Origin of the sequence: Gluconacetobacter johannae (genome assembly GCF_014174305.1) — a bacterium.
GTDB lineage: Bacteria > Pseudomonadota > Alphaproteobacteria > Acetobacterales > Acetobacteraceae > Gluconacetobacter > Gluconacetobacter johannae.
The window spans coordinates 1-14,450 of the sequence record NZ_JABEQH010000012.1; the positions used below are offsets into that span (position 1 = coordinate 1).

Below are 14,450 nucleotides of genomic sequence, written 5' to 3' on the forward strand. Positions count from 1 at the left end.
TTCTTGGTTGGCGGAACCGCCTTGATCCCCTCGCGCAGCAGGATGACGGCTTCATCGGGCTTGCCGTCACGGGCGAGGATCTCCGCCGCCGCCTGGTAAAGAGAGACCAGGTTCTTGGTTGGCGGAACCAGCGCGATTCCTTCACGAGCCACCTTCACGGCCACCTCCGCGCCGAAAAGGACTGCTTCTACTTGAATTCTTTTGACCCACGCAGCCGCCGGGGACTCTGGTCCGGTTGATCGTCGGATATGCGGCAATGCGAGGCGCTTATCGTTATCTCTTCCACGTGCAAGCAGGCAACGCGCGAGGTGGTATTCCATCCCGTGGGGGCCGCGATCTTTCAACAATGCTGAAAGAAGGGCAATTTGTTCATCAAGTTCTTCTGGAGCCTTTGGGATCCCAGACACAAAACTGAATAGGTTGCGGAGATGGCACTCGAAGCGCTCTCCGATCTCACGCAAGTCCTTTTCAGATTCGGCTTGCGTGAAGTGATATCGAGCCTCGACGAAACGAGCCCCAAGTGCTTCCGCCTTGCCGACCAACTGTTGGGCACGGAAGGCTCTTGCAAAATAGTCGCCGGCCATTTGGTGGGCGCTGTGCTTCTGACTATTTCCCAATTTAGATAATAAAGTATCGCGCACGATTGAGTGTACGTGGTAGCGGCCCTGCCGTAGTTCGATGATATACCGCGAAATTAGATCGTCGCGGGAGGCTACCATGTTGATTTCTGTTGTTGCTACTGCGTCGAGCGCCGTACGCGGGAGTGATTGACGAAAGACGGCAAGGCGGCGAAGAAACAGTTTCGTCGGCTCGTTGAGTTGCGAGATAGCCCGAGTCAGCACCCGCCTCTCGAATGCCTCCAAGAGCTGCCGCGAGACGTTGCGATCTCGCGCTTCCCATGTCTCCGGCGCAAGTCCGATTAGACAGTCGAGAGTGTCACATCGAAGGGAAGCTACAAGCAGACGGATCGCGCGTGGGTTTCCACCGAGCCATGAAGCCACGTCGGCGATCCGGTCTGTGGGAACTGCATCAGTCCGGTTCTCCTTTTCCAATAACGCCCGCAGGTATTCCTGAGCGTTTCGCGGTTTGAACGGTATTAATGTAGAGATATCTGCACGCTCTTCCCAGCGCGCATCGCCGAATGCGCGGCTCGAAAGAAGCAACAGCCGGCCCGGAGAGTCGCTCGCCTGTGAAAGATTTTCGAGAATGCGACCTATCTGAGCACTTTTCGGAGCGGCGTCGGTTTCATTCAGGAGTCTCTGGGCTTCGTCGAGCACGATCAACCGGGGGCGTTTGAGAAGTTTCCGAAACACTTCATTCGCATCGGCGCCATTATTCAGATCTTCGACGACTCCTTCATCGCCTTTAGCATGCAGTTCCTCGGCGAGTTTCAGAACTAAGTCGTCCACGAGTGTCGTAGTCACGTCCGGACAATCGAAATGAACTATCGTGATCTCGTTAGAGTATCCTGCAATCTCCGCAACGACTCGTTCCGCAATTGCCGTCTTGCCTAGCCCGGGAAACCCCTGAATGGCCGCGATCGGAGGACCATCTTTCAACCATTTCCCAGTCAACCACTCGACCAGAGCCTGGTGCTGCTCCCCGAAAAGCCTGTCCGACAAAACATACCCTCCAAGCAAAAAATACTCATTAGATTCCGGCTTGTAGCCAAGAGTGGACGAAAACATCATCCTTCTCAAGACTGAGGGTTTTATACCGCGATACGAGAGTGTTTAAGGTGAGTAAATTTTTGGGATAATCTCAATTTTCTTGTAATAATTACAAATAACGGAATTTGCACTTCTATTTATAAACACATTAAATTAAAGATAATAAACCTCTTTTTATATTTTTAATACGATTTTTATATATAATACTAAAAAATATCTATTTTTGTTAGATATTTACTTTTCCGCCAGCAACCACATTGCGTCCATCTTGTATTTTGGCTCGTGCCACAGCGAACGTTCGCCTCTTGATGATCTGCCCCGTCTGAGTGAACCACGCCAGGATTGGCGTAGACCACTGTCCTTATCTTTTGTCGGCAGGTCCGCTTTCAGGAAACCAAGCAGACGCACCGACGTCTGCAAAGAGGCGGTAGCTGCCAGCAGGCCCCTGACGCCAATGTCCGCTATTGAGCGTTTCATGCCCGATAGCGAACCGGCAGCCCCACCCCAATCAGCCGTGCAAACGGTATAATCGTCAACGCAACAACATCCCCGTCGCACAGGGAACATCACCCCTGCCCCACCAAAGGGCATATCCCCCTTGGAAACCCAGGCTTTCACAAAACAAACGGGATGCAAGGGCCAAGGCCCTTGCCGAGTTCGGGCAGCGCCCGACCTTCCCTTGCCCCTATGCCCGCGGCACGTTGCGTTCCAACTCCGTCAGCCAGATCCGCGCATTGCCGTCCGACGGCGCGCGCCAGTCGCCGCGGGGCGACAGCGCGCCGCCGGCCACCACCTTCGGCCCGTTCGGCATCGCCGAGCGCTTGAACTGGCTGAAGCCGAAGAAGCGCGCCAGGAACACCCCCAGCCAGTAACGGATGGTCGGCAGATCGTAGGCAACCCGCCGGTCTTCGGGGAAGCCCGGCGGCCAGGCGCCGACGGCCGCATCCTTCCAGGCGATTTCGGCCATGAAGGCGATGCGCGACGGGCGAAAGCCGTAACGCAGCACATAGAACAGCGTGAAATCCTGCAAGGCGTAGGGGCCGATCCGGGCCTCGGTGCTCTGCAACGCCTGCCCTTCGCCCGCCGGCACCAGCTCGGGCGAAATCTCGGTCTCCAGGATCGCGGTCAGGATATCGCAGGCCGCCTCGTCCACCCGCCGCGCGGAAATGACCCAGCGGATCAGATGCTGGATCAGTGTCTTGGGCAGGCCGGCATTGACGTTATAGTGCGACATCTGGTCGCCGACACCATAGGTGCACCAGCCCAGCGCCAGTTCCGACAGGTCGCCGGTGCCGATCACCAGCCCGCCATGCTGGTTGGCCAACCGGAACAGGAAATCGGTCCGCAACCCGGCCTGCACATTCTCGAACGTCACGTCGTACTGTGCGGCGCCGCTGGCGAAGGGGTGGCCCATTTCCTGCAACATCAGCCGCGCGGTGGGGCGGATGTCCAGTTCCGCCGCCGACACGCCCAGCGCGCGCATCAGGGCCATGGCGTTCGACTGCGTGCCGGCGCTGGTGCCGAATCCCGGCATGGTGTAGCCCAGCACGGCATCGCGCCCCAGGCCCAGCTCGTCGGCCGCGCGGACCGCCACCAGCAGCGCCTGCGTCGAATCCAGCCCGCCGGACACGCCGATCACCATCCGGCGCGCGCCCGTCTCGGCCAGCCGCTGCTTGAGCGCCGAAACCTGGATCGTCCATGCCTCGTAGCAATCCTGTTCCAGCCGCGCGGGGTCGGCGGGCACGAAGGGAAAGCGTTCGATGCGCCGCCGCAGGCCCAGGTCGCCCGGCGGCGGCGACAGCGCGAAGCCGATCCGCCGCCACCCCCCGTCCGCATCCTTCGACCGGGCGGCCCGGTTGTCGGCGAAGGTGCCCATCCGCGTGCGCTCCTGCCGCAGCAGGTCGAGGTCGATATCCGCCACCGCCCGGTGGGGCCCGTGGGGAAAGCGCACGGTCTCGGCCAGCAGCGCGCCGTTCTCGAAGATCGACACCTGCCCGTCCCACGCCAGGTCGGTCGTCGATTCGCCCTCGCCGGCGGCGGCATAGACATAGGCGCACAGGCAGCGCGCCGATTGCGACCGGCAGAGCAGGTGCCGGGTCTCGGCCTTGCCCACCGTGATGTCGCTGGCCGACAGGTTGGCGACGACCGTCGCCCCCGCCAGGGCCGCGTCGGTGCTGGGGGGGGCGGGCACCCACAGATCCTCGCAGATCTCCACCCCGATCACCAGGCCGGGCACGTCCTCGGCCTCGAACAGCAGGTCGGTGCCGAACGGGGCGGTCTGGCCGGCGACATGGATCATCCCGCCCCGCTGCCCGACGCCCGAGGTGAAATGACGCGCCTCATAGAATTCACGATAGTTGGGCAGGTAGCTCTTGGGCACCACGCCCAGCACCGCGCCGCGATGCAGCACCACGGCGCAATTGTACAGCGCATCGCCATGGCGCAGCGGCGCGCCCGCCACCACCACCGGCGTCAGCTCCGCCGTGATCTCGGCCAGGCGGGCCAGCGCGCGCCCCACCTCGTCCAGCAGCACGTCCTGCTGGCGCAGATCCTCGATGGCGTATCCGGACACGCCCAGTTCGGGAAACACCGCCAGCGCCACCCCGTCGGTATGGCAGGCATGCACCATGTCGCCCATCCGCGCGACATTGGTCTGCGGGTCGGCCAGCGCCACCGGCAGGGTGCAGCCCGCGACCCGCGCGAAGCCATGACGGTAGAGGGACCGGAAATCCGACACGATGCGCCACTCGCCTGTTGTTTCTGGGGACGGGACCCTTCGGATGACATGACCCGCCCGGACAGCGGAAGCAACCCTGCGGGCCGCCGCGCATTGAAACTGTGATCGCCGGGCGCCCCCTGTCGCGGCGACGCGGCCGCGCGCGCGGTACGCAATCGGAGGGACAATCCCATGGACCTGTTACGCTGGACGCTGATCTTCCTCGTCCTGGCGCTGGTCGCGGCCGTATTCGGCTTCGGCGGCGTCGCCGCGGACTTTGCCTATGTCGGCAAGATCCTGTTCTTCATCTTCCTGGTGCTGTTCATCGTGAGCCTGTTCTTCGGTCGCGGCCGAGGACGAACATTGTGATCGCCAGCAGCATCAGCGCGTAAATCCCGCCCAGCGCGGTCATGGACAGCGGCAGCGCGTCGAACAGATAGGCCGGCGCGTCGCAGGGCTTGGCCGGGCGGGCGGGCATGGCGGCCAGGCGCTCGGCGAAGGTGCCGCCATGGAAGACCGGGGCCTGGCATTCCGCCAGCGGGCTGGCCCACCATCCCTGCTCCACCCCCACATGCACGCCCGACAGCACGCACGCCGCCAGCAGCACCGGTACGCACAGGCGCAGCGGCCAGCGCCGCGCCGGCGGAAACGCCGCCGCCAGCAGGCCCAGCACCAGCAGCAGGCGGTAGGGCCAGCGCTCCCACAGGCACAGGCCGCAGGGCACCATCCCCAGCACATGTTCGGCCCATTCGGCCACGCCCAGCGCCAGCGCGCCGCCACTGGCCAGGACCAGCCCCGGCCCGGCCCCCATGGTCGTCCGGCCGCGCATCCCGAATCTGCGACGCCTCATGCCGCGGGCGTCGCCGGGGCCGGCTGGGCCTCGTCCAGCGCCTGGAGGAAATCGCGGGCCCAGCTTCCGGCCGTGGTCCGGCGCACCTCGGCATCCAGCTTGCGCCACCGGGCCAGGCGTTCGTCCAGCCCCATCGTCAGCGCCTGGTGCAGGGCGTCCGCGATCTCGTCCGCGTCATAGGGGTTGACCAGCACGGCCTCGTCCAGTTCGGGGGCGGCGCCCGCGAAATGCGACAGCACCAGCACCCCCGGCGATTCGGCGTCCTGCGCCGCGATATATTCCTTCGCCACCAGGTTCATGCCGTCGCGCAGGGGCGTAATCAGCGCGACATCGGCCATGCGGTAGAACCCGGCCAGGATGTCGCGGGCGATCGGCCGGGTGATGTAGCGGATGGGCGTCCAGTCGAATTCGGCATAGGCCCCGTTGATCCGCCCCGTCAGCTCGTCAAGCTGCCGGCGCAGCACGCGATATTCCTCGACATCGCCGCGCGACACCGGGGCGACCTGCAGGAAGGTGACCTTGCCGCGATGTTCGGGATAGCGCGCGATCAGCGCCTCGTACCCCCGGAACCGCTCCGGCAGCCCCTTGGAATAATCCAGGCGGTCCACCCCCAGCACCAGGGCCGCGCCCCGCAGGCTGGCGCGCAGGCGCTCGGCCTCGCCACTGCCGGCGCCGGTTTCGGCCTGGGCGCGGAATTCGTGCGGGTCGATGCCGATCGGGAAGGCCCGCGCCCGTTCCGTCAGCCCATTCACGCGAAAGGACTGGTTCAGGTTGTCCGCGTCCTCCTCGGTCTGCACGCCGATCAGGTCGTAGGCCTGCAGATCCTCCAGCAGCAGTTCCGCGCCCGGCAGCGACCGCACCAGGCTCCAGGGCGGGACGGGAATGTGCAGGAAGAAGCCGATGCGCGTCGTCACCCCCAGGTCGCGCAGCGCCTGCCCCAGCGGGAACAGATGATAATCATGGACCCACACCACGTCGTCCGGCTTCAGCAGCGGTAGCAGCGTGCGCGCGAACAGGGCGTTGACCTCCAGATAGGTCTGCCAGTCGCGGCGGGAATAGTTCATCAGCCCCACGCGGTAGTGGAACAGCGGCCAGAGGATGCCGTTGGAAAAATTCTGGTAGAATCCCTCGTGCTGGCTCTCGGTCAGGTCGATGGTGGCATAGGTCACGCCATCGACGGTGTCGAAGCTGGGCTGGGGGTCGCCGTCGCCCTCGGCCTGGTTGCCCGACCAGCCGAACCACATCGACGACCCGCCCCGCACGGCGTCCCGCAGCCCCACGGCCAGGCCGCCGGCCGGCTGCGTGCGTTCGCGCGGCGAGGGTACGCGGTTGGATACGATGACTAGACGCCCCATACGCCGTCTCCCCCTGCCGCGAGAGTCGCCAGCCACGCCCGGAAGGCGGCCGCGTCCGGAAAATCCATCGGAATGCGGAAACCCGCCCCCCCCAGCGCCACTGCGGCGCGGATCCCGTCCTCGTCCGTGGCGTCGTCGCCGACGAAGATGGGGTGCCGCCCGGCGAAAGGCGGCGACTGCATCAGGGCCGCCACCGCATGGCCCTTGTCCACCCCGTCGGGGCGGATTTCCCAGGCCATCTTCGCCGCCTGGATGTGAAAGACGCCCCCGCTGGCCTCGACCCAGCCCTGCGCCGCGTCCAGCAGCGCGTCGGCCGCCTCGGGCGCCGCACGATAATGCAGCACGAAGCCCCCCACCTTGCGTTCGATCCGCACGCCGGGATAGCCGGCCACCAGGGTCTCGGCCCGCTGCAGCCATTCGGGCGGGACCACGGGCAGGTCGGCGCGCACGATCGGCCCGTCCGGCCGGTGCCGCACGGCAATCCCGTGCTCGCCCGCCACCGCGAAGGGCACGTCGCCCAGGAAATGGTCAATCTGCTCGACTCCCCGGCCCGAAATCACGGCCAGCGCGTCGCCGCACTTGGCGCGCAGCCGCCGCAGCACCTCCAGCAGGCCGGGCGACACCACCACCGATTCCGGGGTGGGGGCGATATCCACCAGCGTCCCGTCGAAATCCAGCAGCAGCGCCGCTTCGCCCGGCGGCGGCATGAACCGTCCGGCCGGGCCGGCATATTCTGTCGGGGTCGTGGCCATTCTCACCTCCTTGAAGTCGGTTGGCGCATGGGGCCCGCGCCGGGCGAGCCCACCCCCTCAAGGGGGCAAAAGCGACTGGGGCTGTCCCGGTTGCGCCTGGTCCGGCCGGGAAGATCCGGGCGCGGCCTGTCCGGCCGGCGGCAGGGGCGCCGGCAGCAGCGACAGCGGCGCCGCCCCGCCCCCGTCCGTCATGGTCGGCACGGGCGGCGGCAGAGGCACATGCTGGCCCGCAACGCCTCCGGATGCAACCGGCGCCAGCGGCATGGGCGCCGAAGATGCGGGGACCGGGGCGGCCGGAGCCGGGGCTGCGGGGGCCGGGGACACGGGGACCGGGGACACGGGCGGCGGGGCGGATGACTCCGGCGGCAGTTGCAGGGGCGAAGACGGTACGGCCGATACCGGCGGCGGCGTCCCCGGCGCCGAGCCCGCCGGAACCACCCCCCCGGACGTCGCATCGGTCGGCGCGCCCGCCTCGGGCACGGTCAGCGGCGGCGGCACCGGGGCGACCATGTCGCCCGCACAGCCCACCATCCGCACGTCATACAGGGGGTTTTCAAATACCCCCATGAACGGTTCGCCCGACAGCATCCAGCCGTCGAATCCCGGCACCCCCGGATGGGTGTCGCGCACCGACAGCCATCCCGCCGAATCCGGGACCAGGCCGGGCGGCCGGTCGCGGCACGCGCCGACATGGATCGACAGCGCCTTGAACGTCACATCCTGCCCCACCGGAACCGTCAGGATCTGGACGCGGGAATCCAGCCGGTCCAGCACGCGCAGCGTCGCGACCGACCGCCCCTGCCAGGTCTCGGCCGGATAGACCAGCGGCGGCGTCACGATCTCGGCGGCGCGGGCCGGGGGCAGCGAAAGACCGGCGGCGGACAGAAGCGCGGGCAGGGTCAGGGCCGCGCGCCGCATCGCGCGGCGCGTCACGATTTCGGGCTTCGCAATGCGGCCGCGACCTCCAGGATGATGCGCCTCATTTCCGCCTCGTCCACGCCGATCAGCACCGCGTCCTCGAACGTATCGCGCATGACGTCGCACAATTCGGCGTAATTCTCGGCCAGGACGCGGATCTTGTCCTGGCAGGACACCGGGCTGCCGTCCGCCTGCCGCCAGACCGCGGGCGCGGCCGGAAGGGCGCCGCTCACGGCTGGTCGCCCGCAGGCGCGGCCGGGGCCTGGCCCTGGTTGGCGCGCTGCTGGTTCGCCCGGGTCATCGAATCCGTGACCGAGAAGATGAAGCGGCTGAGCAACTGTTCCAGGCTGATCGACCCCTGGGTGTCGGTAAGCGTCGCCCCCGGATGCAGCATCGCATCGTTCCCGCCCGGCGACAGGGCGACATATTTGCCCCCCAGCAGGCTGTCGCTGGTGATGATCGCGGCGCTGTCGGTCGGCAGGCGGATGTCCGGCCGCACGGTGAAGGTCACATGGGCCTTGAAGCTGGCCGGATCGACCTGCTCGTCCACCACCTGCCCCACCGTGACGCCCGCCAGGCGCACGTCCGACCCCACCGACAAGCCGTCGATATGCGCGAAGGAGGCCGCCAGCCGATATCCGCTTTCCTGCCGGTGGCCCTTGTCGATCACGGCAAAAGCCAGCAATCCGCCCAGCACCGCCAGAACCGCGCACCCCGCGGCGAGCTCGGCCGGGTTCCGGCCCCTTCTGACTGGAACCGCAGTTACCATGATATATCGCTTCCCCTGTGACGGCTGGCGCACCCTAACAGGTTACGCCCACCGTTTCACCCTTCGGGAAACCAGGCATCGTAATCGCTGGTCGAGGGCGCGCGCCGGCCGCCCCGATAGTCGCTGCCGGGGGGGCGGTAGGCCTCGGCCGTGCCGGTCCGATTCGGCTGGTAGGGCGTCTGCCACGGCTGGCGGGCGCTTTCGGGCAGCGGGGCGGCATCGACGTGATGCAGCCAGCCCCACCATTCGGGCGGCACCGCCGATGCGTCCTCGCCCTTGTGGTAGATCACCCAGCGTTCGTGCCGGGTCAGCCCGCCGCCGGTGCGGTTGGCGGTCCGCGATTCATAATAGCAACGGCCGTCGGCATCCTTGCCGACCAGACGGCCCTTGAATTTGGTGTAGATCCGGGTGCCGAGATTTGCCATGGCCCGAGACTAGCCCCGTTCTCCGCCGCCGGTCCATCCCGCGCGGGCGGGCCGCCCCCTCACATATCCGGGATCGCGCAGGCCCCGCCCGCATGGGCCAGTTATCCCCCATATCCACAATATACAGTGGTCTGTATAGACGCCGACCTACCATATCCGGCTTTCGTCCCGTAACGAAGCGCGCCTAGACTGGCGGCCATGACAGCCCGAAGCCATTGGAACGGCGTACGCATGCGTACCACGCAGGCCGCCGCGGACCCGGACGACGCCCCGCGCGCCGTCACCCTGCCCGTCGACTGGGACGACGAGGCCGCGGCCGCCCTGGCGCGCATGACGCCGGGCCACGGCCCGGTGCGCCTGGCGACCGAGGCCGCGCGCTGGGTCGACGATATCGCGACCGGCCCCCACGCGGCGCAGGCGCGGTCGCTGTCGTGCCTGCTGATGCTGCGCCAGGCCGCGCCGGCCGAGTCGCTGTGGAGCGGCCATCACGACCGCCGTCCGGGCTTCATCGTGAACCTGGCCGGCTTCGTGCAGCCGGGGGCGGGCTTCGTCGCCGACGATTTCGTGGCCGCGCTGCGGCTGGTGTGCACCATGCTGCGCGACGCGGCCGACCGGAAGGCCGCGTGGCGCAACGGCGAACTGCCCTTCCCCGAGCCCGCCCCCCGCAAGGGGCGCAAGGTCCGGCCGGTCGAGGACGACGCCCCGCTGCTGCGGCAGGTGACGGTGGCGGGCGACCTGCTGCTGACCAACCTCGACGCCTGCCTGGCGGCGATGGGGCTGGAGTACGACAGCGACACCGCCCGCGACGCCGCGTGCGACCTGGCGTCGCTGGCCACCCTGGTGGCCCATGCCGGCGGCGGGCCGGACGCACTGCTGCTGCCGCCGGCGCGCAGCGTGGTGCCCGGCCTGGCCGAGGCCGCCCGCGCCGTCTGGCGCGAGGCGGCGGTGGAAACCGACGCGCCGCTGCCACGAATCGACACCGGCTTTTCCACCCCCGGCCCCATCGACGCCCTGCTGGGGGTCGAGGCCTGCGGTCTGGCCCCGATCTTCTCGCCCCTGCGGCCCGACGGGCGGCTGGCCGCCAGCACCCTGGCCCGTCTGGCGCACCGCGGCCTGTCGCCCGAGGCCGCCTTCGCCGCCGCCCTGTCGGGCGAGACCGTGCTGTCGCTGCCCGACGCGCGGGCGCATCAGGCCATGCACCGGGCGCTGGCCGGCTTCGTCGACCGGATGCCCGCCCGCCCCGACCCGGCGGGCGTGCCGCTGCGTTCGCGCCTGGCGTGGGAACGCGGGGTGCGGCGGCACCTGCCGGCCCGCCATGGCGGCTTCACCCAGAAGGCCAGCGTCGGCGGCCACCGGCTGTTCCTGCGGACCGGCGAGTACGAGGACGGAACGCTGGGCGAGGTCGCGCTGACCCCGGCGCGCGAAAGCCCGATGACCCGCGGCCTGATGGACATGCTGGGCCAGGCCGTCAGCATCGGCCTGCAGTACGGCGCGCCGCTCGAAGCCTATGTCGATGCCTTCGCCTATACCCGTTTCGGCCCCGCCGGCACGGTCGAGGGCGATCCGGTGGCCGCCTATGCCACATCCCTGCTGGACTATGCGTTCCGGGCGTTGTCCGATGCGTACCTGGGCCGCAGGCTGCCCGACGCACCGCACCAGGACGACATGGAAGACGCCCCGTCGCCCATGCTGCCGCTCGATTTCCCCGACGCATCCGCCGGGGCGCCCCCCCGACGGGCGGGCCGGCTGCGGCTGGTCGGCTGAGACCACCCGGCTGAGACCACCCGATTTGACACAGGAGCACCCCCGATGACCGACAGCACCCCCGAAGCCCGCCTCGCCCAGCACGGCATCGTCCTGCCCACCCCGGCGGCGCCGGTCGCCAATTACGTCGCCACCGTCCTGACCGGCTCCACGCTGGTCGTCTCCGGCCAGTTGCCGCTGGTCGACGGCAAGCTGTTCGCCAGCGGCAAGCTGGGCGCGGACGTCGCCGTGGAAATCGGCGTCGAGGCCGCGCGCTACAGCATGATTAACGTCATCGCCCAGGTCCGCGCCGCGATCGGCGACCTGTCGCGGGTCAGGCGCGTGGTGCGGCTGGGCGGGTTCATCTCCTGCGTGCCCACCTTCACCCAGCATGCCACGGTCATGAACGGCGCGTCCGACTTCGCGGTCCTGGTGTTCGGCGAGGCCGGGCGGCACGCGCGCTCAACCATCGGCGTCCCGTCCCTGCCGCTGGACGCGGCGGTCGAGGTCGAAGGCCTGTTCGAGATCGCCTGACCGGGGGAGGCCCGCGCATGCACGCCCCTTCCCCCTGGCATGGGGCCGCCCACGCCCCCATGTCCGGATCATGAGCGCCCTGACACTGAGCCTGCATCGCGCCATCGCCGAGATCCCGGCGGCGGCGTGGGACGCCTGCGCGGGGCCGGACAACCCGTTCGTCGGACACGCCTTCCTGTCGGCGCTGGAAGACAGCGGCTCAGCGGGGCCGCGCACCGGCTGGCTGCCGCAGCACGCCGCCATCCGCGACGCCGAAGGGCGCGTCGTCGCGGTGGCGCCCGCCTATGCCAAGGCGCATTCCTACGGCGAATATGTCTTCGACCAGAGCTGGGCGCGCGCGCTGGAACAGGCCGGGGGCGAGTACTATCCCAAACTGCAGGTCGCGGTGCCGTTTTCCCCGGTGCCGGGGCCACGCCTGCTGGTCCACCCCGACGCCGAGGACCCCGCCGCCCTGCGCCGCACCCTGATCGGCGCGCTGCGCCAGGCGTGCGGCGAGCTGGGCCTGTCCTCGGTCCACGCCACCTTCTGCACCGAGGACGAATATGAGGCGTTCGGCGCCGCCGGGTGGCAGCAGCGCCTGGGCGTGCAGTTCCACTGGGACAATCGCGGCTATGCCGGCTTCGACGATTTCCTGGCCGCCCTGTCGTCACGCAAGCGCAAGATCATCAGGCGCGAACGCCGGGACGCCAACCAGTGCGGCCTGACCTTCCGCACCGTGCGCGGCGCCGACATCACGCCCGACCTGTGGGGCCATTTCTACCGGTTCTACAGCTCGACCGTGGACCGCAAATGGGGCAGCGCCTATCTGACGCCCGATTTCTTCCCCCTGCTGTCCGACCGGCTGGGCCGGCGGGTGGTGCTGATGCTGGCCGAACGCGACGGCACACCGGTGGCGGGCGCGCTGAACCTGATGGGCGCCGACACGCTGTACGGCCGCAACTGGGGCTGCGACGGCGAATGGCCGTTCCTGCATTTCGAACTGTGCTATTACCGCGCCATCGACTTCGCCATCGCCCACGGGCTGAAACGCGTCGAGGCCGGGGCGCAGGGCCACCACAAGATCCAGCGCGGCTATCGCCCCTGCCCCACCTATTCCGCCCACTGGATCCAGCATCCCGGCCTGCGCCGCGCGGTCGCCGATTTCGTGGCCGAGGAACGCCCCCACATGCTGGCGGAAATCGCCGAGCTGGACACGCAATCGCCCTATCGCGAGGACGATGCCACGCCCGGCTGACGGCACGCCTGAGAGCCGCCAAAGGGCTTAGCCCTTTGGAAACCCCAGACTTTATGAAGTAACGGGATGCAAGGGCCGAGGCCCTTGCCGGGTTCGGGCAGCGCCCGACCTTCCCCTTGGGTCAGGCCTGCGCCGCGATGGCCTTACGCAGGTTGGTGTCCAGCACCGCCAGGAAGTCCTGCGTCGTCAGCCATTTGGCGTCCGGGCCGATCAGCGCCGCAAGGTCCTTGGTCATCTGGCCGGATTCGACCGTCTGGACACACACCTTCTCCAGCGTCTCGGCAAAATGCGTGACGTCGGGCGTGTTGTCGAAGCGGCCGCGATAGGCCAGTCCGCGCGTCCAGGCGAAGATCGAGGCGATCGGGTTGGTGCTGGTCGCCCGGCCCTTCTGGTGCTCGCGATAATGGCGGGTCACCGTGCCATGCGCGGCCTCCGATTCCACCACGTCGCCGGTCGGGTTCAGCAGCACCGACGTCATCAGCCCCAGGCTGCCGAAGCCCTGCGCCACGATGTCGCTTTCCACGTCGCCGTCATAGTTCTTGCACGCCCAGACATAGCCGCCGCTCCACTTCAGCGCCGAGGCCACCATGTCGTCGATCAGGCGATGTTCGTAGGTCAGGCCCAGCTGGTCGAAATCGGCCTTGAACTCGGCCTCGTAGACCTCCTGGAACACGTCCTTGAACATGCCGTCATAGGCCTTGAGGATGGTGTTCTTGGTGGACAGGTAGACCGGCAGCCTGCGGTCGCGCCCATAGGTCAGCGACGCGCGGGCAAAGCCTTCGATCGACGCGCGGGTGTTGTGCATGCCCAGCGCCACGCCCGGCCCCTTGAAGTCATGCACCTCCAGTTCTAGCGGCGCGCCGCCATCGGCGGGGGTGTACAGCAGGGACACCTTGCCGGGGCCGGGGATCCTGGTTTCCGCCGCGCGGTAGATGTCGCCATAGGCATGGCGGCCGATCACGATCGGCTGGGTCCAGTGCGGCACCAGGCGCGGCACGTTGGCGCACACGATGGGCTCGCGGAAGATGGTGCCGTCGAGGATGTTGCGGATGGTGCCGTTGGGCGAGCGCCACATCTTCTTCAGGCCGAATTCCGCCACCCGGGCCTCGTCGGGGGTGATGGTCGCGCATTTGACGCCCACCCGGTAGGTCTTGATGGCCTCGGCGGCCTCGACCGTCACGCGGTCGTCGGTCGCGTCGCGGTGCTCGATCCCCAGGTCGTAATATTTCAGGTCGATGTCCAGGTACGGAAGGATCAGCTTCTCCTTGATGAAGCTCCAGATGATCCGGGTCATCTCGTCGCCGTCGAGTTCGACCACCGGCTCCTTGACCTTGATTTTCGCCATTGTCCAATTCCCTGCTGTTTGTTCTCGCCGGCACGATGAATGCCGGACGCTTGTTGGCCCCACCTGGTCGCAGCGTTCCGGGGCAAGCCACCCGACGTGATTAGCCGCGCGAAACGGCGCTGCCTAGCGGCCTCGCAGC

The 14,450-nt window shown here is 67.7% G+C and carries 14 protein-coding genes; 4 read left to right on the top strand and 10 right to left on the bottom strand.

Features of this window, described 5'->3' with window-relative positions; translation table 11 throughout:
- Positions 1–1,691 (bottom strand): AAA family ATPase (locus HLH21_RS09765; RefSeq protein ID WP_182943577.1); only part of this gene is annotated, 1,691 nt, incomplete at its 3' end.
- Between the two features lie 664 nt (positions 1,692–2,355).
- Positions 2,356–4,407 carry an NAD(+) synthase gene (locus HLH21_RS09770; RefSeq protein WP_182943578.1) on the bottom strand — a complete coding sequence of 684 codons (2,052 nt, stop codon included), beginning with the start codon at positions 4,405–4,407 and terminating at the stop codon, positions 2,356–2,358.
- 171 nt (positions 4,408–4,578) lie between these two features.
- On the opposite strand from HLH21_RS09770, the gene HLH21_RS09775 reads away from it, so the two are divergent.
- Positions 4,579–4,755, top strand: coding sequence for a DUF1328 domain-containing protein (locus HLH21_RS09775; protein ID WP_182943579.1), 177 nt, complete (start codon positions 4,579–4,581; stop codon positions 4,753–4,755).
- On the opposite strand, the gene HLH21_RS09780 is transcribed toward HLH21_RS09775, so the two are convergent.
- The 7 genes from HLH21_RS09780 to HLH21_RS09810 are packed head-to-tail and all read right to left on the bottom strand — an operon-like array spanning position 4,709 to position 9,455.
- Entirely contained in the window at positions 4,709–5,197 is a 489-nt protein-coding gene (locus HLH21_RS09780) for a disulfide bond formation protein B (RefSeq protein WP_373319715.1), read from the bottom strand. The two genes, HLH21_RS09775 and HLH21_RS09780, sit on opposite strands and share 47 nt — an antisense overlap.
- Before the next feature lie 35 nt (positions 5,198–5,232).
- Positions 5,233–6,591, bottom strand: coding sequence for an alpha,alpha-trehalose-phosphate synthase (UDP-forming) (locus HLH21_RS09785; RefSeq protein ID WP_182943580.1), 1,359 nt, complete (start codon positions 6,589–6,591; stop codon positions 5,233–5,235).
- Positions 6,579–7,343, bottom strand: coding sequence for a trehalose-phosphatase (otsB, locus tag HLH21_RS09790; protein WP_182943581.1), 765 nt, complete (start codon positions 7,341–7,343; stop codon positions 6,579–6,581). The genes HLH21_RS09785 and otsB overlap by 13 nt, the downstream gene beginning before the upstream one ends.
- Before the next feature lie 57 nt (positions 7,344–7,400).
- Positions 7,401–8,276, bottom strand: a complete 876-nt coding sequence (locus tag HLH21_RS09795; protein WP_264811996.1) for a DUF2155 domain-containing protein — start codon at positions 8,274–8,276, stop codon at positions 7,401–7,403.
- On the bottom strand, positions 8,273–8,494 hold the full coding sequence (locus HLH21_RS09800; RefSeq protein ID WP_182943582.1) for a hypothetical protein: 222 nt from the start codon (positions 8,492–8,494) through the stop codon (positions 8,273–8,275). Before HLH21_RS09800 ends, HLH21_RS09795 begins: the two co-directional genes overlap by 4 nt.
- Complete coding sequence (gene mlaD / locus HLH21_RS09805) at positions 8,491–9,030, bottom strand: outer membrane lipid asymmetry maintenance protein MlaD (RefSeq protein WP_182943583.1); 540 nt, start codon at positions 9,028–9,030, stop codon at positions 8,491–8,493. Before mlaD ends, HLH21_RS09800 begins: the two co-directional genes overlap by 4 nt.
- A gap of 56 nt (positions 9,031–9,086) precedes the next feature.
- On the bottom strand, positions 9,087–9,455 hold the full coding sequence (locus HLH21_RS09810; RefSeq protein ID WP_182943584.1) for an NADH-ubiquinone oxidoreductase subunit NDUFA12 family protein: 369 nt from the start codon (positions 9,453–9,455) through the stop codon (positions 9,087–9,089).
- A 231-nt stretch (positions 9,456–9,686) separates the two neighbouring features.
- On the opposite strand from HLH21_RS09810, the gene HLH21_RS09815 reads away from it, so the two are divergent.
- From HLH21_RS09815 to HLH21_RS09825, 3 genes are all read left to right on the top strand, one after another.
- Entirely contained in the window at positions 9,687–11,219 is a 1,533-nt protein-coding gene (locus tag HLH21_RS09815) for a TSCPD domain-containing protein (RefSeq protein WP_246379548.1), read from the top strand.
- A 45-nt stretch (positions 11,220–11,264) separates the two neighbouring features.
- The gene (locus HLH21_RS09820; RefSeq protein ID WP_182943586.1) at positions 11,265–11,732 is read left to right on the top strand and encodes a RidA family protein; all 468 of its coding nucleotides are present in this window, start codon (positions 11,265–11,267) and stop codon (positions 11,730–11,732) included.
- A gap of 70 nt (positions 11,733–11,802) precedes the next feature.
- On the top strand, positions 11,803–12,966 hold the full coding sequence (locus HLH21_RS09825) for a GNAT family N-acetyltransferase (protein ID WP_182943587.1): 1,164 nt from the start codon (positions 11,803–11,805) through the stop codon (positions 12,964–12,966).
- Positions 12,967–13,087: 121 nt separating this feature from the next.
- On the opposite strand, the gene HLH21_RS09830 is transcribed toward HLH21_RS09825, so the two are convergent.
- Positions 13,088–14,311 carry an NADP-dependent isocitrate dehydrogenase gene (locus HLH21_RS09830; protein ID WP_182943588.1) on the bottom strand — a complete coding sequence of 408 codons (1,224 nt, stop codon included), beginning with the start codon at positions 14,309–14,311 and terminating at the stop codon, positions 13,088–13,090.
- Positions 14,312–14,450: the final 139 nt, after the last annotated feature.

What these genes read in the sequence shown, in the direction of transcription:
- HLH21_RS09785 (WP_182943580.1), bottom strand. Translation starts at nt 6,591, where the DNA reads ATGGGGCGTCTAGTCATCGTATCCAACCGCGTACCCTCGCCGCGCGAA.
- HLH21_RS09820 (WP_182943586.1), top strand. Translation starts at nt 11,265, where the DNA reads ATGACCGACAGCACCCCCGAAGCCCGCCTCGCCCAGCACGGCATCGTC.
- HLH21_RS09815 (WP_246379548.1), top strand. Translation starts at nt 9,687, where the DNA reads ATGCGTACCACGCAGGCCGCCGCGGACCCGGACGACGCCCCGCGCGCC.
- otsB (WP_182943581.1), bottom strand. Translation starts at nt 7,343, where the DNA reads ATGGCCACGACCCCGACAGAATATGCCGGCCCGGCCGGACGGTTCATG.
- HLH21_RS09775 (WP_182943579.1), top strand. Translation starts at nt 4,579, where the DNA reads ATGGACCTGTTACGCTGGACGCTGATCTTCCTCGTCCTGGCGCTGGTC.
- mlaD (WP_182943583.1), bottom strand. Translation starts at nt 9,030, where the DNA reads ATGGTAACTGCGGTTCCAGTCAGAAGGGGCCGGAACCCGGCCGAGCTC.
- HLH21_RS09825 (WP_182943587.1), top strand. Translation starts at nt 11,803, where the DNA reads ATGAGCGCCCTGACACTGAGCCTGCATCGCGCCATCGCCGAGATCCCG.
- HLH21_RS09780 (WP_373319715.1), bottom strand. Translation starts at nt 5,197, where the DNA reads ATGGGGGCCGGGCCGGGGCTGGTCCTGGCCAGTGGCGGCGCGCTGGCG.
- HLH21_RS09830 (WP_182943588.1), bottom strand. Translation starts at nt 14,311, where the DNA reads ATGGCGAAAATCAAGGTCAAGGAGCCGGTGGTCGAACTCGACGGCGAC.
- HLH21_RS09810 (WP_182943584.1), bottom strand. Translation starts at nt 9,455, where the DNA reads ATGGCAAATCTCGGCACCCGGATCTACACCAAATTCAAGGGCCGTCTG.